The 18,798-nt window shown below is 63.1% G+C and carries 17 protein-coding genes; 6 read left to right on the plus strand and 11 right to left on the minus strand.

All coding sequences use genetic code 11. The features are described 5' to 3' along the window. The first annotated feature begins 102 nt into the window (after positions 1–102). Positions 103–1,575 carry a mannitol dehydrogenase family protein gene (locus NLM33_RS20275; protein WP_254098004.1) on the plus strand — a complete coding sequence of 491 codons (1,473 nt, stop codon included), beginning with the start codon at positions 103–105 and terminating at the stop codon, positions 1,573–1,575. A 10-nt stretch (positions 1,576–1,585) separates the two neighbouring features. Here the strand turns inward: NLM33_RS20275 and NLM33_RS20280 are convergent, their stop codons facing one another. After that, a complete protein-coding gene (locus tag NLM33_RS20280; RefSeq protein ID WP_027524742.1) occupies positions 1,586–1,789 on the minus strand; it encodes a hypothetical protein in 204 nt (67 codons plus the stop codon). Between the two features lie 151 nt (positions 1,790–1,940). Between NLM33_RS20280 and NLM33_RS20285 the strand changes: the two genes are divergently transcribed. Next, positions 1,941–2,351, plus strand: coding sequence for a nuclear transport factor 2 family protein (locus tag NLM33_RS20285; protein WP_254098006.1), 411 nt, complete (start codon positions 1,941–1,943; stop codon positions 2,349–2,351). 12 nt (positions 2,352–2,363) lie between these two features. Here NLM33_RS20285 and NLM33_RS20290 read toward each other — a convergent pair whose 3' ends face one another. The 3 genes from NLM33_RS20290 to NLM33_RS20300 form a co-directional block, all read right to left on the minus strand. Continuing rightward, positions 2,364–3,143 (minus strand): MetQ/NlpA family ABC transporter substrate-binding protein, encoded by a 780-nt coding sequence (locus tag NLM33_RS20290; RefSeq protein ID WP_254098008.1) that lies wholly within the window; start codon positions 3,141–3,143, stop codon positions 2,364–2,366. 305 nt (positions 3,144–3,448) lie between these two features. After that, the gene (locus NLM33_RS20295) at positions 3,449–4,513 is read right to left on the minus strand and encodes a ketopantoate reductase family protein (RefSeq protein WP_254098010.1); all 1,065 of its coding nucleotides are present in this window, start codon (positions 4,511–4,513) and stop codon (positions 3,449–3,451) included. 288 nt (positions 4,514–4,801) lie between these two features. After that, positions 4,802–7,906: a DEAD/DEAH box helicase gene (locus NLM33_RS20300; RefSeq protein ID WP_254105843.1), complete on the minus strand. Its 3,105-nt coding sequence runs from the start codon at positions 7,904–7,906 to the stop codon at positions 4,802–4,804. Between the two features lie 771 nt (positions 7,907–8,677). On the opposite strand from NLM33_RS20300, the gene NLM33_RS20305 reads away from it, so the two are divergent. The 3 genes from NLM33_RS20305 (at position 8,678) to NLM33_RS20315 (ending at position 11,327) form a co-directional block, all read left to right on the plus strand. Further along, entirely contained in the window at positions 8,678–9,793 is a 1,116-nt protein-coding gene (locus NLM33_RS20305; protein ID WP_254098012.1) for a DUF2336 domain-containing protein, read from the plus strand. 201 nt (positions 9,794–9,994) lie between these two features. Continuing rightward, positions 9,995–10,396, plus strand: a complete 402-nt coding sequence (arsC, locus tag NLM33_RS20310) for an arsenate reductase (glutaredoxin) (RefSeq protein WP_254098014.1) — start codon at positions 9,995–9,997, stop codon at positions 10,394–10,396. Positions 10,397–10,748: 352 nt separating this feature from the next. After that, positions 10,749–11,327, plus strand: coding sequence for a MarR family winged helix-turn-helix transcriptional regulator (locus NLM33_RS20315; protein WP_254105844.1), 579 nt, complete (start codon positions 10,749–10,751; stop codon positions 11,325–11,327). Positions 11,328–11,333: 6 nt separating this feature from the next. Here NLM33_RS20315 and NLM33_RS20320 read toward each other — a convergent pair whose 3' ends face one another. Further along, positions 11,334–12,296, minus strand: coding sequence for a hypothetical protein (locus NLM33_RS20320; RefSeq protein ID WP_254098016.1), 963 nt, complete (start codon positions 12,294–12,296; stop codon positions 11,334–11,336). 825 nt (positions 12,297–13,121) lie between these two features. Here NLM33_RS20320 and NLM33_RS20325 point away from each other — a divergent pair. Next, entirely contained in the window at positions 13,122–13,892 is a 771-nt protein-coding gene (locus tag NLM33_RS20325; protein WP_254098018.1) for a response regulator transcription factor, read from the plus strand. A gap of 173 nt (positions 13,893–14,065) precedes the next feature. Here NLM33_RS20325 and NLM33_RS20330 read toward each other — a convergent pair whose 3' ends face one another. From NLM33_RS20330 to flhA, 6 genes are read right to left on the minus strand one after another with little or no spacing between them, the layout of a single operon-like run. Further along, positions 14,066–14,521 carry a hypothetical protein gene (locus NLM33_RS20330; RefSeq protein ID WP_254098020.1) on the minus strand — a complete coding sequence of 152 codons (456 nt, stop codon included), beginning with the start codon at positions 14,519–14,521 and terminating at the stop codon, positions 14,066–14,068. Next, a complete protein-coding gene (locus tag NLM33_RS20335; RefSeq protein ID WP_254098022.1) occupies positions 14,518–15,009 on the minus strand; it encodes a flagellar biosynthesis protein FlgN in 492 nt (163 codons plus the stop codon). Before NLM33_RS20335 ends, NLM33_RS20330 begins: the two co-directional genes overlap by 4 nt. 38 nt (positions 15,010–15,047) lie before the next feature. Then, complete coding sequence (locus NLM33_RS20340; RefSeq protein ID WP_254098024.1) at positions 15,048–15,530, minus strand: rod-binding protein; 483 nt, start codon at positions 15,528–15,530, stop codon at positions 15,048–15,050. 13 nt (positions 15,531–15,543) lie between these two features. Continuing rightward, positions 15,544–15,948 (minus strand): hypothetical protein, encoded by a 405-nt coding sequence (locus tag NLM33_RS20345; RefSeq protein WP_254098026.1) that lies wholly within the window; start codon positions 15,946–15,948, stop codon positions 15,544–15,546. Positions 15,949–15,951: 3 nt separating this feature from the next. Beyond that, a complete protein-coding gene (fliR, locus tag NLM33_RS20350) occupies positions 15,952–16,704 on the minus strand; it encodes a flagellar biosynthesis protein FliR (protein ID WP_254098028.1) in 753 nt (250 codons plus the stop codon). Next, positions 16,701–18,782: a flagellar biosynthesis protein FlhA gene (gene flhA, locus NLM33_RS20355; RefSeq protein ID WP_254098030.1), complete on the minus strand. Its 2,082-nt coding sequence runs from the start codon at positions 18,780–18,782 to the stop codon at positions 16,701–16,703. Before flhA ends, fliR begins: the two co-directional genes overlap by 4 nt. Positions 18,783–18,798 lie beyond the last annotated feature (16 nt).

Genomic DNA, 18,798 nt, shown 5'->3' on the forward strand with positions numbered 1-18,798 from the left:
GGCCCGCCAATTTTTGGAAAATTGGTCTTACCAATTGACCAGAGCATTGACCGAGGAAAGCCGGCATGTCAAGCAGCAGAAAAGCAAAAGGGGGAGACGACCATGCGGCTTGGCCGCGCCAATCTCGACCAGCTGCCGTCCGGCATCCGCCGCCCGGCCTATGACCGTTCCCGCGTCACGCCCGGCGTCGTGCATCTCGGTTTAGGAGCCTTTCATCGCGCCCATCAGGCTGTCGTCATCGACGATTGCCTTGCCGCCGGCGCGCCCGCCTGGGGCATCATCGGCGCGAGCCTGCGCAGTCCCGACACGCGCGATGCGCTTTCCCCGCAGGATCATCTCTACACGGTCGCGGTGCGCTCGGCCGAAGGCACCGACCATCGCGTGATCAGCGCACTCGTCGGCAGCGAGGTCGCGCGTGAGGACCCGGCGCGGCTGATCGCGAAGATGGCCGATCCCGCCATCCGCATCGTCTCGCTCACGGTTACCGAGAAGGGTTATTGCCACACGCCGCAGACCGGCGATCTCGACGAGCGGCATCCCGACGTCGTGCATGACCTCAACAATTTCGACGCGCCGCGCTCGGCGCCTGGCTTCATCGTCGCCGCGCTTGCGCGGAGGAAGACGCAAGGGCTTGCGCCCTTCACCGTGCTCTGTTGCGACAACCTCGCCGCCAACGGTCACACCGTGCAGCGGGTCGTGACGCAGTTTGCCGCGCTGCGGTCGAAAGATCTCGGCAAGTGGATCTGCGAGCACGTCGCCTTCCCCTGCACCATGGTCGACCGCATCGTACCGGAAACGACCGATGGCGATCGCGCGGCTGTTTCAACCGCGCTCGGGATGCAGGATGCATGGCCGGTAATGACCGAGCCGTTCACGCAATGGGTGGTCGAGGACCGTTTCTCCGCGGGCCGTCCCGATCTTGCCGCCGCTGGCGTCGAGCTCGTCACTGACGTCAAGCCGTTCGAGCTGATGAAGCTGCGGCTGCTCAATGCCAGCCATTCGGCGCTGGCCTATCTCGGCTATCTCGCGGGCTATGAGACCATTGCCGACACCATGCGTGATCCGCACTTCGCGCGGCTTGCAGCTGGGGTGATGGAAGATGCTGCGGTGACGCTGACGATGCCGGCAGGCACCGATCTTTCCGCCTATCGGGCGTCGCTGCTGAAACGCTTTGCGAATCCGGCGCTGCACCACCGCACCTGGCAGATCGCCATGGACGGCTCGCAAAAACTGCCACAGCGGCTGCTTGGCACGATCCATGACCGATTGCGCCGGGACCTGCCGATCCAGACGCATGCGCTAGCGGTCGCAGGCTGGATGCGATACGTCACGGGAAGCGACGAGCAGGGCCGCGCGATCGACGTGCGCGATCCCCTTGCGCGCGAATTCGCAAGTATTGCGCGCGAGCAGGGTCCGGTTGCGGAGCGTCTTGCTCCGGCGCTGCTTGGCATTGGCAAGGTGTTCGGTCCGCTGGGCGCTGACCCGCGCCTGCGCGAGGCCGTGACCGACGCGCTCGGCAAGCTCTATGCGCAGGGCGCGCGGCGAACGGTGGAGAGCTGCCAGACTAGCTCCTGAAATCTTGCGGTCAAACTCCGAGCGCGGCTTCGCCCGGCTCACGCCCGGGGACGCTCAGATGGACCTCGTGCCCCTGACGGATCGCGAGCGAGGCTGCGGCGGCGGCCGATTCGAAGGCCGATTCCTTGGTCTCGTACTCGCCGTTGATGTTGCCGTCATGCAGCACACCCCATTGGTCGCGCACCGGCACGATCGCGTATTGAGCAAGTCCCATGGGTCCCTCTCCCGAGGCTCGATGCTGTTGCCTTCGCCGGATACAACGCTGGCCGTGAGCCGCTGTTCCGCCAGCGCGCCGCCGGAACACCACCGCCCAGTCGACGGAAATTGCTCTTGATTTTTGCCCGCGGTTGGCCCACCCGGGAGGTATGAGCAAGAGCGCGATCATCGCCGCCAACGCAGCCTTCTATGCCGCCTTCGCAGCCGGCGACGTCGCGGCCATGGAACGGCTATGGGCGGACGACGACGGCATCTCCTGCGTCCATCCCGGCTGGCCCGGCATCATCGGCCGCGCCACGGTGATCGGGAGCTGGCGTGACATCCTGCAGAACCCGAGCCGGCCGCAGATCGCCTGCGCGGAGCCGCATGCGATCGTCGAAGGCGACAGCGGACGGGTGCTATGCATCGAGATCGTCGACGGCACTGCGCTTGCCGCCACCAATCATTTCCGGCGCATCGGCAACGCCTGGCTGCTCGTCCATCACCAGTCGAGCCCGATTGCGCAGATCGTCGAGCAGACGCACGACGATCCGCCAGGGCCGAGCCGCAGCTTCCACTAGCAGCCTAACCGGTCACCAGCTCGGCAGCACCGCGCCCTTGAACTTGGTCAGGACGAATTCCTTGACCTCGGGCGTGTGGTAGCTGTCGACGAGGATCTTGACCCACGGCTTGTCCTTGTCGGCGGCTCGCACGGCGATGAGGTTGACGTAGGGCCCCTTTGGATCCTCGCGCAGGATCGGGTCCTTTACAGGATCAAGCCCGGCCTGCGTCGCGTAGTTGGTGTTGATCGCCGCAGCGTCGACGTCGTCAAGGGCGCGCGGCGCCTGCGCTGCGTCGACCTCGATGAATTTCAGCTTCCTGGGATTGTCGGTGATGTCGAGCACCGTCGGCTTGAAGCCAACGCCGTCTTTCAGCTTGATCACGCCCTTGTCGCGCAACAGAAGCAGAACGCGCCCGCCATTGGTCGGATCGTTCGGGATCGAGACCTTGCCGCCATCCGGAATGTCCGCCCAGTTCTTGTGCTTCTTCGAATAGACCCCGATCGGGAAATTGACGGTCAGCCCCACCGCCTCGATCTTGTAGCCGCGATCGGCCTTCTGGTTGTCGAGATAGGGCTGATTCTGAAACGAGTTGGCCTGGATGTCGCCGGCATCGAGCGCGGCGTTGGGCACGACGTAGTCGGAAAACTCGACGAGCTGGATATCGAGCCCGTTCTTCGCCGCGATCGGCTTCACCGCCTCGAGGATCTGCGCGTGCGGCCCCGGCGTCACGCCAATGATGGTCTCCGCCGAAGCCGCCGCCGACCAGGCGGCGAGCACGGTCGAAAGAATCAGAACGGAACGAAACGACATTCTTGGTCTCCAACGGAATTCACAGTCACTGGCCCCGTCTTCTCTCGCTTGGCCGGCGAAATCAATGAAATGGAAGTTCAAATTTGCCGGTGCAACAGGGTGCGGCTTCTCCGTATGCGGCCAAAAGGGGAATGGAGTCGGCGTTGCAACCGTGGCTGTTCCTCATCCTGAGGAGCGCGGAACGCGCGTCTCGAAGGATGAAGGCCCGGGAGGTGGCCCTCGCCCTTCGAGATGCGCGCAACCGCGCGCTCCTCAGGGTGAGGGATCGATACCGTTACCGACGCCCCCCCGGCCGATACTGCGTGTCAGCTCGCGCCGGAGCCGCCCTGCACGATCTTCTCGTTCAGCTTCTGATCGACCGTCTCGACCGTGCGGTCGATCTCTGCATTGGGTACGCCGAGCTGGTGCGAGATCAGCTTCACCAGGAGATCGACCCGCTCGATGAACGGCGCGCCGGCCGCGACCGCGCGGGCGGCAGACGACGGCTTGAGCAGGCTCTCCGCCGCCCTGGCGTATTTCTCGAACGGCACCTGGTCCTTCGGATCGGCGCCGAGACGCCGCGCGAGCGCATCGACGTGATCGTAGATCGATTGCGAGCGCTTCAGATCAGTGTGCACGGCATCGCGGATCGACTGCGGCTCGTGCGGCGTGATGCAGCGGTAATTGCCCGTGAGGAGCATCGACCATTTCGCGAGCGGCACGAACAACGAGTCGAACACCTTGAGCTTCACCGGAACGTCCTGGCCGTCGAGCGTGACCGCGTCGATATCGGCCTCGAGCTCGCGGAGCACCTTGTTGTGCTTCTCGTCCTCGAACACCGACGCCTTGAAGTTGGTGGGCAAGCCGACATGCAGCACGTTCGCCGCCTCTTCCGGCGGACGGAAGGCTTGCGGATCCGGCGAGCAGAGCGTCACCAGCCCCGGCTTGAAGCGCTCCCACACCTGCGCATTGGTATAGGCCTCCTCGAGATCCATGCCTGACAGAGCCGGGATGCGCTTCAGATAGGGCAAGGGCGGCATGTTCATGATCGACAGGCAGGGGAGCCCCGCTTCCGCGATCTTGATCATGAGCACGCGCACGGTGTGATTGGTGTATTGCGGCTCCTGCATCGCAAGGCCGACGAGATCATAGCGGGAGACGTCGACATTGCTGGGCGTCACCGCGTCGAGCTTGCCGGGCAGGTCGCGCGAGAAGATCGCGCGATGCACCGCCTCGTCGCGTAGCTTGATACGCACCTCGGTACCGTCCCGATTGATCAGCTCGGCCGTTTTTGCCCGGCACACCAGGGTCACGTTGTGACCCGCCATCAAAAGCTTGGTCCCCAGCAGGGAGCCGTAGGAGGCCCCGAGGATCAGAATGTTGCGCGCCATGCTCCCTCTTTCACAAACGATCTCGGTCACGAACGAAGCGATAATCCGAAGTATTTCGGACATTCCGCCATACTAGGTATTTGGTATGCCAGCAATGCCTAGCGGTGTCTATCGCCAATTGACGGACCCATGGCCCGTGTCCAGCACGCGCCAACATCCGGTTCGGCCGAACGTCCCCTTTGCGCCAGGAGCTCCCGGCAAGGCCACAATTTGAGCCCTAACAAACATTGCCGGACTGACGGCTCAAACTCCGGTGCCTCGTCGAGATGAGAGCGAACGTTTGGGTCCTCACTCATCCAGGACGTCGAGGAACAGCTCGACCTTTCTAAGCGGTCCCTCGGCACCCTTGTTAAGGTAGACAACCCGATCACCGTCGCGTTGCAGCGATCGCGCCTTGTGCTTCCGCAGCCGTCCCGGAAGGAACGTTGCAGCTACCGCCTCCGACCCGACATCCAGTCTTATGATCCCTCTTCGCCTGCAATCAATTCTGAGCCTTGCGACGGAAAAGAAATCGCGGGCCGCCGGCGGCAATTTACCGAATCGACGGGAAGTCTCCTCCTCCAGGTCGTCCAATTCGTCCTCGTTTCTGCATCTGGCCGTGCGGGCATAGATTTCGAGCCGAACCACCTCCGATTGCACGTAGCTCGCCGGCAACAATTCCGCTAACGGCACATTCAGGTCGGGCAACCAGAAGTCAGCTGCTCTATCGACGGTCTTCTCCGAGGCCATTTTCAGAAGGTGGCTGTAGAGCACGGGTCCAAAGACCTGCACGTGGCCCGACTGGCGCTCCGAAAGCAAATCCCCCGCTCCTCTGAGGTCGAGATCGCGCGCACTGATTGCGAAACCCGCGCCAGGTCTGTTGAACTCCTCGAGCACAGCCAACCGCTTCTCGGATCGTTCCGAGTCCGAATCGGACAGCAAGTATGCAAACGCGCGTATCCCGCTGCGTCCGACCCTTCCTCTGAGCTGATGGAGCTGCGCAAGACCGAACTTTTCCGGCCAACAGACCACCATCGTATTTGCACGCGGGATATCAAGGCCGCTTTCCACGATGTTGGTCGCCAGCAGCACGTCCGCCGCACCTTCAACGAAACTCATCATTCGGTCATCGATTTCATCCATCGGCAACTTGCCATGGAGCGAGACGATACGGAGATCCGGAGCTACCGCTTGTACTCGCGTCAGCAACGGGTCGAGGTCCTGAATGCGCGGGCAGATAAGGAAGCTTTGCCCATGGCGCCTTTGCTCGCGCAGCAAAGCCGCGGCAATAGCCGCATCCGAAAGCGGAGCGATCTTGGTGACGACCGGAAGCCGGTGAACTGGCGGAGAAGCAATGACACTGAGATCCCTGAAACCCGCAAGACCTCCCGCGAGTGTCCGCGGTATCGGCGTGGCGCTCATCCAAAGGGCATGGATGCCTTTGGCGAGCTCTGAAAGCTTCGTCTTCTCCGCCGCCCCAAAATGCTGTTCCTCATCGATAATGACCAGACCAAGCTTGGCGAAGCTCACGTCCTTGGAGGAGAGGGCCTGCGTCCCAACCACGATCTTCAATTTTCCGCTATTCAGCCCCGCCCTCACTTCTCTCGTCTCCGAGGCCGAGTTGGCTCGCGACAGGTTTCCTACATCGATACCGAATGGGGCGAAACGCTTGCGGAATGTTGCGACATGCTGTCTTGCCAAGACGGTCGTGGGTACGGCGATCGCGACCTGCTTTCCAGACAGCACAACGGCGGCCGCAGCTCGCAGCGCCACCTCGGTCTTGCCGAATCCGACATCGCCGCAAATGACCCTGTCCATGGGATGACCCGACGCAAGGTCATCCAGAACGTCTCGAACAGCTTTCGCTTGGTCGACCGTCGTAGAATACGGAAACCGTGCGACGAACCGCTCATAGATAGGGCCAGGGGGGACGAGTTTCGGAGCCCGGCGGCGGCGTCGCTGGCTGATGTGCCTGGAGAGCTGCTTTCCGACGGTTTGAATTTCATTCTCCGCCTCGCTGCGCCGGGCCCACCATGTACTTCCATCGGCCTTGTCCAGCGCCAGCCCGCCGAGCTCCGACGCATAGGGCCAGATTAGAGCCAGATCGGCCGGCGGAACGAGAACGGCGTCGTCTCCCGCAAATGCCAGCCTGATCATCTCACGCGACGACACGCCCCCCGTTGCCAAGGTCTGCAATCCGTCGAGCAAAGCCAGCCCTCGCTGCAGATGAATAACGACTGCGCCCGGCTCCGGCACGTCCGCGTGGTCGAAAGGCGCGTTCCAGGCTCTGGACATGGGCAGCGGATGATGAGCCCTGCTCCCAAGCACGTCGGAGGCCGTCACGACGACAAGAGGCTTTCGGCCAGGGACGACAAAACCTGCATCGAAGTCGGCGAGAAGTGCCGCTTCGCGATTGCGTCCGGCCGTGGCCTCGGTCCAGTCAGGAAAACGCTCCGCCTTGACGCCGCTCATCCGCTCCATGGCGCGCAGGTCTTCCTCCTGCGCCGCAAGCAACATGAGGCGAGAACCAGACCGCCGCGCCTCGTTGACAAAAGCGCGGAGAGCCTTCCTGGGCGAGGCAACCTTCGAAAAATCCGGCGTGGCGATGAAGGGTGACTTCTGAGACAGCCGGTTCATACGCCCGGTCGCCTGCTTCCATTCGCGCCGGCCAATATATTCGCGCTCTCTATCCGCGCGACCGGCCGCCTCCTCGATCGTGCTCAGCCAGCTATCGGCGTGCGCTGAAACCCCTGCATCCGCAATCCACTTGGCTCCACCACAATAGTCAAACAGACTCGCGCGCTTTCCGCGCTTACTCACGATCACCAGCCGCTCCGACATCGGGTCGATGAGAAGCTCTTTCGTTTCAAAAACGATGTCATGTTCTATCGGATCGAACGCCACGATCCGCAATATCGTCCGACCGGAATGCTCTACTCTGAACGGACCGAGTGCGCCGGCGGGAAAAATCTCGAATGTCTTACCGTGGAACAGCGCGCTACCGGGATAGTCAGCCTCCTCATCGAGGTCGTAGCCGAGCGCCTCGAGCTGAGCCCGGAGTCCTTGCTCGGAAAATGCTCCGCCGACCTTCAGACGGAGGACCAGGCGAGACCAACTCGCCGGCAGGGGCAGGCGCTCCATTACGGCCTCTGCAGTGGACACGAGCAGGATCGGCTGCTCCGGCTTGGCAAGACGCCTCAAGACCGAGCTTCGCCTACCCGCGATTTCGTGCGATGGCTCCAACTGATCCAACGGCAGCGTATTCAACCTAGGAAAAACGAGCACATCGCACGAAGGATCGAGGGCATGAATGACGGCACCCAGCCGTTCGGCCCTGCTCTCGTTTTCGGCAAGAAAGACGACGCCTTTGCGGCCAGCCTTCCTCCATTGCCCGAGTAGATGAAGGGCCACCATGCCCAAGGGTGACGAAGAAGAGATAGCAGTCCGCGATGAAGAATTCTTTCGTTTCGTTGCCTTGCTGGCAACGCGCGCTTTGCTGGAACGGCTCACGTTGAACTCGTCGTTGAATCGCGACCAGCCGAGGACCGATGGCGCGTGTTGCTTCGAACAGGCCCGCTCCAATTTGGGAGCCAAGCCTCGGGAAGCGTACATATTCGAGTTTCGCCGCGGATGCACATCTAATTATCCCGTGAAGCATCGCCTCCACCATGCACTGCGCCCTGGATCTCGGCGGCTGAAGCGGCGCAGCGACGCAACTCTAGAAATTATTCGCTCGTTCCCGCGCGCCGCGTCGGCGCGTCAGCCTCTCGGCGGGCGGCCTGTGGGCAAGCGCAACACTCGGTCCTCTTTCCGATCTCGGTATCTCTGTCCCAGGCTCGAACCTCCAAGCGACACGGCCCCGGTGCCGAACATCCGCCGCCCCTCGGCGCTCGGCAACCACCCGTGCGCAATTGGCGCGGCTTGCGCGCGGGGCTTGCGAGGGCCTGACTCAGAAGCCGAAAGGCAGCGCCCCCTCCACGCTACAAAGACGAAATCCTCCCTGCCTGCGCTCGCCGGGCTCCTCCCGCAACAAACTCAAATTTGAGCATTTCCGTTGCACCGACATTAAGTCAGGTCCAAGGCGCTGGCCCGTGCTTTACCGCTCGTTCAACCCTGCGATGGCCAAGTGGCGCTGTTTCTCTGAATTGTTTTGCTTTGAACATTTTCAAGCCGCGAGTAGCACCTATGGTCGAAACCGCATCGCTCCTACTCGATCTGGAAGAGACTGTTGCAAGAGGAAATCCCGAGAGCTGTCTGCGGGCGATGTGGCACGCGACCGACGTCCTGATCGCGGGGACCTATTCCGAGGACCAGATCTGGACGTTCGGCGAGATCATCGGCCGCCTTGCCCGGGAAATCGAAAGGACGTCACGTGCGCGGCTGGCGGGAAGGCTCGCCGCCAGCAACAATGCGCCCTACAAGCTGACGAGCCAACTCGCCTCCGACGACTGCATCGACGTGGCATCGCCTATCCTGAGGCAATCGCAGCGCCTGGACACCGAAACCTTGATCGCATGCGCCAAGAACAAGAGCCAGCAGCATCTCCTCGCGATCTCCCAGCGCCAGACCGTTCCGGAGGCCGTGACTGACGTCCTCGTGGTCCGCGGCGGCAACGAGGTCGTCAACTCGGTGGCGGCAAATAGCGGTGCAAGCTTTTCGAACTCGGGCTTCCTGCACCTGGTGCGGCGCTCCGAAGGAGATTCAATCCTCGCTGAATCCGTCGGGCTGCGAAAGGACATCCCCCGGCATCTCTTCCATCAGCTGATCGCCAAAGCCTCCGCAGAAGTGCGCCAGAAGCTCGAGCGCGAGCGGCCCGATATCGGGCCGCAGATTCACCGAGTCGTCGTTGACGTCACGGGCGCGGTGCACGCCAGGTTCGGCCCGGCCTCCAAGGATTATTTCCTCGCGAAGCGAACGGTCGCGAAGCTGCACGAGCGCGGCGAGCTGACCGAGGACAAGGTCTTCGAGTTCGCCCATTCGCTCAAGTTCAACGAGACGGCCGTCGCGCTATCTTTGCTGTGCCCGTTGCCTGTCGACGTCGTCGAACGCGCATTGATCGAACGGGATCGCGAACCTGCATTGATCCTGGCCAGATCGCTGAACTTTTGCTGGCCGACCACGATGGCACTCTTGTTCCTCGGGGCACCCAACTATCGCATCACGGCCGGCGAGCTCGAACGGTTGAAGCTCGATTTTCATCGGCTCGACGTGAAAGCCTGCCGGGGCGTCATGGCCGTATACCGTTCGCGCAAGGACGAAGCCGGAAGCGGTCCCTTCCAGCGCCCACGAAACGCGATCTAGCGGCCACGTCGCGGGGCCCGGCGCTCGCGATAAATCGCGATCGCGCGCTCGCTAACGAACGCGTTTCCCGCTATTGAACCGATGGATCCTGCGGGGCTTTATCCTCGCCGGACTTGTTGCGCGAATGCCGGAGCTTCTGGTGAACTGGCTGCCCGGGCGCACGCCGATGCGCGGCCCCGTCGCAATCGCGGAGACATCACGATGACCGTCACCATCTACCACAACCCGGCCTGCGGTACCTCGCGCAACACGCTTGCGATGATCCGGCAGATCGGCGTCGAGCCCGTCGTCATCGAATATCTCAAGACACCGCCGTCGCGCGAACGGCTCAAGGAGCTGGCGGCGGAGATGGGTATTTCAATTCGCACGCTCCTGCGCGAGAAAGGCACGCCCTATCGGGAGCTTGGCCTCGACGACCCGAAATGGACCGACGACCAGTTGCTCGATTTCATGATGGCGCACCCCATTCTCATCAACCGTCCGATCGTCGTGACACCGAAGGGCGCGCGACTGTGCCGTCCCTCGGAGGCTGTGATCGATCTCCTGTACGATCCCGTTGGGCGTTTCGTGAAGGAAGACGGCGAGGTGGTCGAGCCGCGATAGGCTTCGATCGGATCGCCAAGGGCGGCCGCGTCACGCTTGTGGGCGCGTGCCGCAACATGGCGATGCGCCTGAACGACCTATGCCCCTCGCATTTGCCGTAAGTTTTGCGAAAACTTTAGCCGGCCGATTTACTCGAATTTTCGTTCTGATGCCCTAGTTCCCTGCCGGGTTCCGCTCGGTTCCGCAAAGCAACATTGCGGCAACCTGTGGAGCTGGTCACGAGCGGCCTCGCCACCCACCGATCACGCAGCGAGTCGCTCCAATAACATCCGGTCTGACTTGTCGAGTGGGCTTGGCGAGCCAGCAAGTCAGTCGGGCAAGACGAAGTTTGAATGACGATTTTGGAATGACCATGAACTTGGCACGCGAGTCGATCGAGCTTTTGGGGCAGCTCGCGCGGATTTTCCTGTTTGAAGAGGTCAAGCACGGCTTGCGCGATCGGGAATGGATGGCGCTGCGCTTCCTTGCCCGCGCGAACAGATTTTCGCGGACACCTTCGGCGCTGGCGAGCCATGTCGGCACCACCCGCGGCACCGCGTCCTCCATCATCCAGGAACTCGAACAAAAGGGATATCTGGAAAAGTCGCGATCCGCCAAGGACAAGCGCTCAGTGACGCTCAGCGTGACGCAGCAGGGCAAGAAGTTTCTGATGCGCGACCCCGTCAATGCCCTGGTGGATGCGATTGCGCTGCTCGACGGGGAGCGCAAGATCAGCTTTCGCGACGCCCTTCGTCACGTGCTGGACCAGTCGGATACCGGCCAGCAGCGGCACCGCGCCGACGTTTGCAGAGGCTGCATGTTCCTGAGGGAAACCCGCGGCAATCCCGAGAGCGGGACGCCTGCGGAGTTCACCTGCCGCCTGTTCCGCGCTGTCATCACAGACGTTGAGACCGAGCTCCTGTGCACGAGCTTCGAGCAGCGCAGGCAATAACGCAGATCAGGGCGCAGATTTGCGCGCCGGCAGAACCGCGCCGGCACTGGTCAGCACGAGCAAGCGCCCATTGTCGCTTTTGATCTCCTCGATCCGACCGAGGCCCGGCACCTGTTGTCCGAGAATGGACTCGACGACACCGTTCGGCCCCTGAAGGATCGCGATGCCTTCATAGGCCTGACGAACCGACCAGCCCTTGACCACCTTCTTCGAAAGGGTCGCGTGCTCCGACGGCGGGACCGAACCGGTGATCTCGGTACCAGGGCCTGCCGACGCCACGACCGCCATGGGCTGGGCGGCAGCCGCCGTCTGAGAGGCGACGGGCGCCGGCGCAGGCGTCTGCACCTGAGCCAGCTTCTCGAGCTTTGCGGTCGAGGCCGAATTGACGCGCTCGATGCGATCGAGATTCTCGGCGAAGCGGCCGAAGCGATCGCTCGTCGTCTTGCTCGAGAGATCGACGGCGGTCCGCAAGCCGTCGAGATTCTCCGAGACGCCGGAAACCTGACGGCGCAATTGCGCGACCGTCTCGCGCAGATTCCTGATCTCGGCGCTGGTCGCCGCATTGGTCTGGCTCGGCTGCGTGGTCAGATAGGCGATGACGCCGGTGCAGGCGCTGACCACCAGACCAACCGCGACCGCCAGCGTCGCAAGCGGCGCCACCCAGGAAGGGCGCGGCGCCGGTGGCTTGGAGACGATCACCGCCGGCCGCACGGCGACCGATGCGGGCTTCGGTATCGCCATCTTGTCCAGCCGCGCCTTGGCGCGAATGCGCTTGAGCCCGTCGAGTGCTTCCTTTGCCAGTGCTTCATCCGCAGCGACAGCAGACGCATTCTTGGAGCGAGCCTGAGGCGCGGCAGCAGCGCGCGGCGAAGGGCCCTTGCCTTTCGGATCCTGCGCGTCACGTCGCTGCGTTGCTGCCCCCGACATGTCTGCCGGTCCATTCGGACGAGCCTGTCCATCGGACGACATTTCAAAATGCTCCGTCTCGGTTCTTCTCACCGTGGCGAAGCTAGAATGCCAAGCTTGTCCGAAACCGGCGCGAATGGCCGTGCGTCATGCGAGGTACGACACAACCGAGTGTAGTGCGTCGGCACGGACGCGCTACAGTGCGGCATCAAAGCAACAGCGCGATCACGATTTGCGTTTGCCGCGCTTGTCTAGCGTCACCTGAGTCAAATTGGCGCACCCGCCTCGCAGGCTCAGGTGTCGATGCAGGCGTCAAAATCCGCTGCAAATGCGGATGCACGCAACTGCACAAAATCCCCGTGATTTCACGGTGTCGGCGACGGATCGATCTGGCACGCGGCAAATCTAGTAAGGACGCTTAATCAACTGCTACGTTCGGAAACATCAAGAAGCAACCAGCAAAAACAAACAGCATCAAACCCGCATACCAAGAGGTTTGTTCCGCGCGCTTGATCGGAATTCGGCAATTGTTACGGTCCTACTCAAGTGATTCTCGCCAGTTGGCGAGGAGAACGACACGGTTCAGCAGCGTTCGGACGCAATCCGTAACTCGACGCAGTCGGTCCAGGTCGTTTCTCGTCTGCTCCGCGAGGCCGTCGTAAGGCGCTCGCCGAGCCTCACTTCGTAAGCGTTCAGTATCGAGTGGCGTAACAGGCCTGCAGACCGCAGGCGCTGAATGCGTAGGGCTGCCCGCGAACATCATCACCGAACCATAACAAGCGTTCGCGGGGGAATGTCGTCAAACAGCATGGCCGTTCGTTCCGCCGGGGCATCACAGAAGTCTTCCCGGCGGGATCTCAGCGAGTGCGAAACAGGGGCGAAAGACTGATGTATATAATCGTTGACGATCGCGAAAGCGTGGCGAACAGCTACATTGCAGGGCTCGTTCGTGAAGGCGTTTCGTCGATCGGCTTCTCCTCCGGAGAATTCTGGGATTGGCTGCAATCCGCAAGCGAAGCGGATCTCGAGGCCGTCGACGCCTTCCTCCTGGGGGATGTCGATGCGCGCGGAAGCCTTCCGCGCGCGGTACGAAAGCGATCATCGGCTCCGATTATCGCATTGAGCGGACTGAAGATGCTCAAGAACACGCTGGAGCTGTTCGAGGCAGGCGTCGACGACGTCGTGCACGTTCCTATCCACCTGCGCGAGATTCTCGCCAGGACCGCGGCGATCGCGCGCCGCCGGATGGGCGACAGTCCGCGGCCCTGCGAGACCAGAATCCAGGTCTTCTTCAACGGCCGCGACCCGGAGATCGGCGGGCATGCGCTAACGCTGCCCCGCCGCGAGCTGCGCATCCTTGAATACATGGTCGGCAACCACGGCAAGTGGATCACGAAGACGCAGATCTTCAATGCGGTCTACGGCATCTTCGAGGCGGCCTATGACGAGAGCGTCATCGAGAGCCATGTCAGCAAGCTGCGCAAGAAGCTGCGCGATCGCCTCGGCTTCGATGCCATCGTGGCGCGGCGCTACGTCGGCTATCGGCTCGACATCCCCGTGAGCGAGACCATCGACGAGCCGATCGGGGAACTCCAGGACGTCGGCATCCTCCTCAACCGGCCGCATGCCAGCCCGGCCGCATACACCGCCGGCGGCTAGCCGAGAGCCTAGATCAGGCACGGTCCCTGCGCTCAGGTCGCGCAGGCACCGTGTGCCTGTCCATTCTCCGTCATTGCGAGCGCGGCGAAGCAATCCAGAATCCCTCCGCGGAGACAGACTGGATTGCTTCGCTGTGCTCGCAATGACGAGGAGGAGAGATCTGCTCTTTCCAGCTACGGCTTGGGCTGGAATTCGTCGCGCGAGACGTAGTTGAAGTCCTCGACCAGGACGTCCTGAATGACGTCGGCCTGCATGCGCTCGTTGACGCGTTGCTTGATGGCGGCTGTCAGGATGGACAGGTCGTAACGGGCGAGCTTCCTGAAATCCAGGCGATCGTCCGCATAGATCTTGCGGAAGGCTTCATCGACGACGAACGGATCCGGCGGAACGGTGAGCTGATGCATCGTCCGCGCCTCGACTGTGTAGACAAACCGCGCGACGATGTAGCCCTGCACGCTGCCGTTCTCGACCATCGGCACGCTAAGCGCTCGCGTTTTCTGGTACTGGAGGCCGTCAAGGTACTCGTCCTTGTGGATCAAGCCACCGTTCTCCTTCCAATAGGCGACCGCGTAGCTTCCGCCCGCGGTGAGAATGCATACCCAGAGCCCGGTCAAGAGCAGCCTGATCATTTGCCCTCCTGCGAGGTCCTGCCGCTATAGGTGCCGTCCGACTCGGCCTCTCTGATCGCCCGCACGATGATTTCGGCCACCTCGCGCACCGCGTCGTAGTGCATCTCGAGGACCGCGCGGTTCTTCTCGAGCTTCCGCCGCAGATTCTGAATTTCGTCGGTGACCTCGGCCTCCACGCCGAGGTGGAGCTGCGCGCGTATCAGGCGAACGAATTCCAGCATGCTGCGGCTCTTGCGCGTGCTGAAATCATCGAAATCGATCTTCTTGCCCGTCTGGAGTGCGAGCGTCTCCTCCTCGATGACGCTCTCGAGCCGCCGGATCGCCGCGAGCAGGCCACGCACCTCGTCGGACTTGGAGGGATCGACCGGCGCGGGCGAGGGCTCGGCGCGCACATCCGGCAGATGCACGGGTAACGCCGCTCCGCCCAAGCCGACGGTCTCCGTGTCCCGCTGCTCCACCATGCTCGTCGCGCGTTCTTCTGCCTGCATCTCAAATCACCTCCCCACTCATTTCAAGTCCGCCCAGATCATCCGGCCTTTCCCGACTTGCCATCGGCAGATGCCGGATGCGCAGCCGCAAGCTGCCTCGCAATCCCGATCCCCTTGCCTTGCGCGAGCTGGTTGCCGAGCTGCTCGGCCAGCATCGAGCGCCAAATGCCGCCCGCGGTGCCCTTGCCGAACAGGTCCTGCGCATTCTGCGGCAACATCGTCTCGACGAAAACCTGGAGAACGAAAGCCTCGAACTTGCGGTAAACGTCGCCCGAGGACGGCGCCTTGATCACCCGCACCGGTGCGACCGCATTCGAGGAGTCGAGCGAGGCCTCTGGCGGCTTTGCCGCCGCCTGATCGCCTGCGACGCTCGCGACCCTGGCGACCTCGGTTTCCGTGGCAGCGAAATCGGTGCCCGACGACTTCAGCGCATCGAGCTTCGCGATGGCCGCACGCTGCGTCACCGGGTCGGCGGCCTCCAGGACGTCGAGGACAACGTCGGGTGTCGGTGTCACGATCATGCATCGGCTCCGTCTAGCTGCTTGTGGAGGTCCAGTCGCGCACACCGGCGTGCGCGCCGGTGATCTCCTCGAGGATGCGCATCTCCACCTCGCGCTGCTTGCTCGCGATCACGCCTCTTGCGACCTGCTCGAGATGTTTCACGCGCCGGCTTTGCGCATGGACCTGGCCGAGCTGCTTCTCGGCTTCGGCCTGGACGGCGCGAGCGCCGGCGCTGGTGGCCGCAAGACGCCGCGAGATCGAATAGCTCGACGAGCCGGCCGGCAGCTCTGCGCCGTTGAGGGTTTCGACCAGATAGACCTCTTCGTCCTGCAAGTGCTGCTCCCGCTGCCTCAGCTGCACGAGCTGCCATTCCGAGAGCCGGAGCTGCAGTTTCATCAGCGAGACCATGCGCGTGACCCTTTCCGCACGTGACGTCATCGATCATTCCGCGAGAAACGACGTCACGCCGATCATGAACTGCGTCAGGAGCTCATCGCTCGTCAGATAGAGCAGCAAGAGCCCGCCGAGCAGGACGAACGGCACCGAGATGAAATAGACAGGGATGGACGGCGTCAGCTTGTTGACGAGGCCGACGGCCAGATTGACGATGACGGAGTAGACGATGAAGGGGCTCGTGATCCGCAGCGTCAGCACGAAGGCTTCGGAAAGGCGGTTGACGAGCTGCGAAAGCGCGACATCGCCGCCGAGCCTGTCGCCGGGATGCCAGACCTCGTAGGAATTCATGAGTCCCCTCAGCACCTGCCAGTGCTGGTCGGTCATGAAGAACAGCGTGGTCACGGCCGCCATGATCAGCGGAACCAGCGCCGGCGCCGGATCGGTATCGCCGACCGGTGTTCCCGGAATGTTGGAAAGCCCGATCGCACCCGCCATCGCGGTCGCCATGGTCTGAAGCGCAAGAAAGAACACGCGCCCGGCGATGCCGATGATGCTGCCGGTGAACAGCTCCGAGCCGATGAGCGAAGCCAACGTGAGCGGCTGCGCGTCTGCCAGGAGCGGCTTCAGCGTCGCGACCAGGATCGGCGCCAGCGCGAAAGTGGTGACGATCGCGACGAACAGGCGGATCTGAACGGGAATGTTGACGCTGGAAAAGCCGGGCACCAGCATCAGGCAGGCGCCGATGCGACAGAACACGATGAAGGTGGCCAGAACGCTGTCCGCAAGACCACTGATCACGACACCGCTCCAAGCGCCCTGATCTCGGCGCTGCGCGCCACCTCGACATGCGACAGGATCGGCAGGGTCGGGAACACCCGCTCCAGGATCATGCGGACATAGGGACGGGCTTCCGGGGTCACCGCCAGTACGACGCTGGTGCCCTTCTCGGTGATCTTTCTGACGGCCGCGCTCGCCTCGGTCGCGAATTGCTCGATCAGGCGCGGATCCGCGTCGAACTCGACCACGTCGCCCTTGGCGTCGCGCTTCAGGCTCTGGTGAAATGCGAGGTCCCAGCGATTGCCGAGGCGCAGCACGTTGAGCACGCCGCTGTCGGAGAGGTCGCCGCAAATCTGCTGGGCAAGCCGCATCCGCACGTGCTCGGCGACCTGCTCGGAGCGCCGCACATGCGGCGCGATCTCGGCGATCGCCTCGAGGATGAGATGGAGATTCCGGATCGAGACGCGCTCGGCGAGCAGGATCTTCAGGATCGCCAGCAGCCCGGAATATGAGATCTGCGACGGACAGAGATCTTCGACCAGGCGCTTGTATTCGGGGTCGAGCCGGTCGAGCAGGCCGCGCATGTCCTTGTAGGACAGGAGCTGGGCGAGGTTCGCCCTGATGACCTCGCTCAGATGCGTGAGCAGCACCGACAGATTGTCGACCGGCTTGCAGCCCTGCCGCTTGACCTCGTCCGTGAAGGCCTCGGTCACCCACAGCGCCTTCATCCCGAAGGCCGGCTCGATCACCTCGTCGCCGGGCACGTCGGGCTTGCCGTCCTTGTCCACCAGCACCATCACCTCGCCGAGCCGCAGCTCGCCATGGGCGATCCGCGTGTCGTGGATGCGGATCTGATAGCCCTTGGGATCGATCGACAGGTTGTCGGTGAGCTTGATCTCCGGGATCACGAAGCCGTACTGCTTGGCGAACTTCTTGCGGATCTTGGCGACGCGATGAGCGAGCTCGCCGCGCGAGCCGAGCAGATGAACCGAGAGCTGGCTTCCCAGCGAGAGCTCGATCTCCGCCGTCTTCAGCGATTCCTTGACGGATTCCTTGGCCTCGGCCTGGGCCCGCTCGTCGGCCTTGCGCGCCTCCGCCTTGCGCTGCTCGGCCGCCTGGCGCCTGGGCAGCGAATAGCCGACGAAGGCCATGACGGCGCCGAGCAGCGCGAAGGGCAAGAGCGGCAGCCCCGGCATCAGCGCCAGCACGAACATCATCAGCGCGGCTGCCGAGACGGCGCGCGGGTAGCCGCCGAGCTGGCGCAGCACGGCCTGCTCCGCCGATCCCCTGGTGCCGCCCTTGGAGACCAGGAGGCCCGCCGACAACGAGACGATCAGCGCCGGCATCTGCGACACCAGGCCGTCGCCGACCGACAGCTTGGTGTAGACATCGGCTGCGCGCGCGAGCGTCAGGCCATGATGCGTGACGCCGATGACGATGCCGCCGAAAATGTTGATCGCGGTGATGATCAGGCCCGCAATGGCGTCGCCCCGCACGAATTTCGAGGCACCGTCCATCGCACCGAAGAACGCGCTCTCTTCCTCGAGCTCGCGGCGCCGGCGCTGCGCCTCCTTGTCGTCGATCAGGCCGGCGGACAGATCGGCGTCGATCGCCATCTGCTTGCCGGGGATGGCGTCCAGGGTGAAACGGGCGCCGACCTCGGCGATACGGGTCGCGCCCTTGGTGATCACGACGAAGTTCACCGTGACCAGAATCGCGAAGATGATCAGGCCGATGACGAAATCGCCGCCCATGACGAACTTGGAGAATCCGGCGACGACGTAGCCGGCGGCCTGTTCGCCCTCCCCGCCCCGCGACAGGATCAGGCGGGTGGTCGCAATGTTCAGCGCCAGCCGCAGGATCGTCGCGATCAGGAGCACGGTCGGGAAGGCCGAGAAGTCGAGCGGGCGCTGGATCCACAGCGCAACCATCAGGATGAGCGCCGAGAGCGCGATCGAGACCGCAAGGCCGAGATCGATCAGCATCGGCGGGATCGGCAGGAACAGGATCGTAAGCATGACCACGATGCCGCCCGCGAAGAAGACGTCCGCGCCAAGTCGTCGCGGGGTCGGCAGGCTCGCAGTCAACGTATCGGCCATAGGTCACCGGCAGGAG

It is taken from the genome of Bradyrhizobium sp. CCGUVB1N3, from assembly GCF_024199925.1.
Classification (GTDB): Bacteria; Pseudomonadota; Alphaproteobacteria; order Rhizobiales; family Xanthobacteraceae; genus Bradyrhizobium.

What these genes read in the sequence shown, in the direction of transcription:
- NLM33_RS20275 (WP_254098004.1), top strand. Translation starts at nt 103, where the DNA reads ATGCGGCTTGGCCGCGCCAATCTCGACCAGCTGCCGTCCGGCATCCGC.
- NLM33_RS20280 (WP_027524742.1), bottom strand. Translation starts at nt 1,789, where the DNA reads ATGGGACTTGCTCAATACGCGATCGTGCCGGTGCGCGACCAATGGGGT.
- NLM33_RS20285 (WP_254098006.1), top strand. Translation starts at nt 1,941, where the DNA reads ATGAGCAAGAGCGCGATCATCGCCGCCAACGCAGCCTTCTATGCCGCC.
- NLM33_RS20290 (WP_254098008.1), bottom strand. Translation starts at nt 3,143, where the DNA reads ATGTCGTTTCGTTCCGTTCTGATTCTTTCGACCGTGCTCGCCGCCTGG.
- NLM33_RS20295 (WP_254098010.1), bottom strand. Translation starts at nt 4,513, where the DNA reads ATGGCGCGCAACATTCTGATCCTCGGGGCCTCCTACGGCTCCCTGCTG.
- NLM33_RS20300 (WP_254105843.1), bottom strand. Translation starts at nt 7,906, where the DNA reads ATGGTGGCCCTTCATCTACTCGGGCAATGGAGGAAGGCTGGCCGCAAA.
- NLM33_RS20305 (WP_254098012.1), top strand. Translation starts at nt 8,678, where the DNA reads ATGGTCGAAACCGCATCGCTCCTACTCGATCTGGAAGAGACTGTTGCA.
- arsC (WP_254098014.1), top strand. Translation starts at nt 9,995, where the DNA reads ATGACCGTCACCATCTACCACAACCCGGCCTGCGGTACCTCGCGCAAC.
- NLM33_RS20315 (WP_254105844.1), top strand. Translation starts at nt 10,749, where the DNA reads ATGAACTTGGCACGCGAGTCGATCGAGCTTTTGGGGCAGCTCGCGCGG.
- NLM33_RS20320 (WP_254098016.1), bottom strand. Translation starts at nt 12,296, where the DNA reads ATGTCGTCCGATGGACAGGCTCGTCCGAATGGACCGGCAGACATGTCG.
- NLM33_RS20325 (WP_254098018.1), top strand. Translation starts at nt 13,122, where the DNA reads ATGTATATAATCGTTGACGATCGCGAAAGCGTGGCGAACAGCTACATT.
- NLM33_RS20330 (WP_254098020.1), bottom strand. Translation starts at nt 14,521, where the DNA reads ATGATCAGGCTGCTCTTGACCGGGCTCTGGGTATGCATTCTCACCGCG.
- NLM33_RS20335 (WP_254098022.1), bottom strand. Translation starts at nt 15,009, where the DNA reads ATGCAGGCAGAAGAACGCGCGACGAGCATGGTGGAGCAGCGGGACACG.
- NLM33_RS20340 (WP_254098024.1), bottom strand. Translation starts at nt 15,530, where the DNA reads ATGATCGTGACACCGACACCCGACGTTGTCCTCGACGTCCTGGAGGCC.
- NLM33_RS20345 (WP_254098026.1), bottom strand. Translation starts at nt 15,948, where the DNA reads ATGACGTCACGTGCGGAAAGGGTCACGCGCATGGTCTCGCTGATGAAA.
- flhA (WP_254098030.1), bottom strand. Translation starts at nt 18,782, where the DNA reads ATGGCCGATACGTTGACTGCGAGCCTGCCGACCCCGCGACGACTTGGC.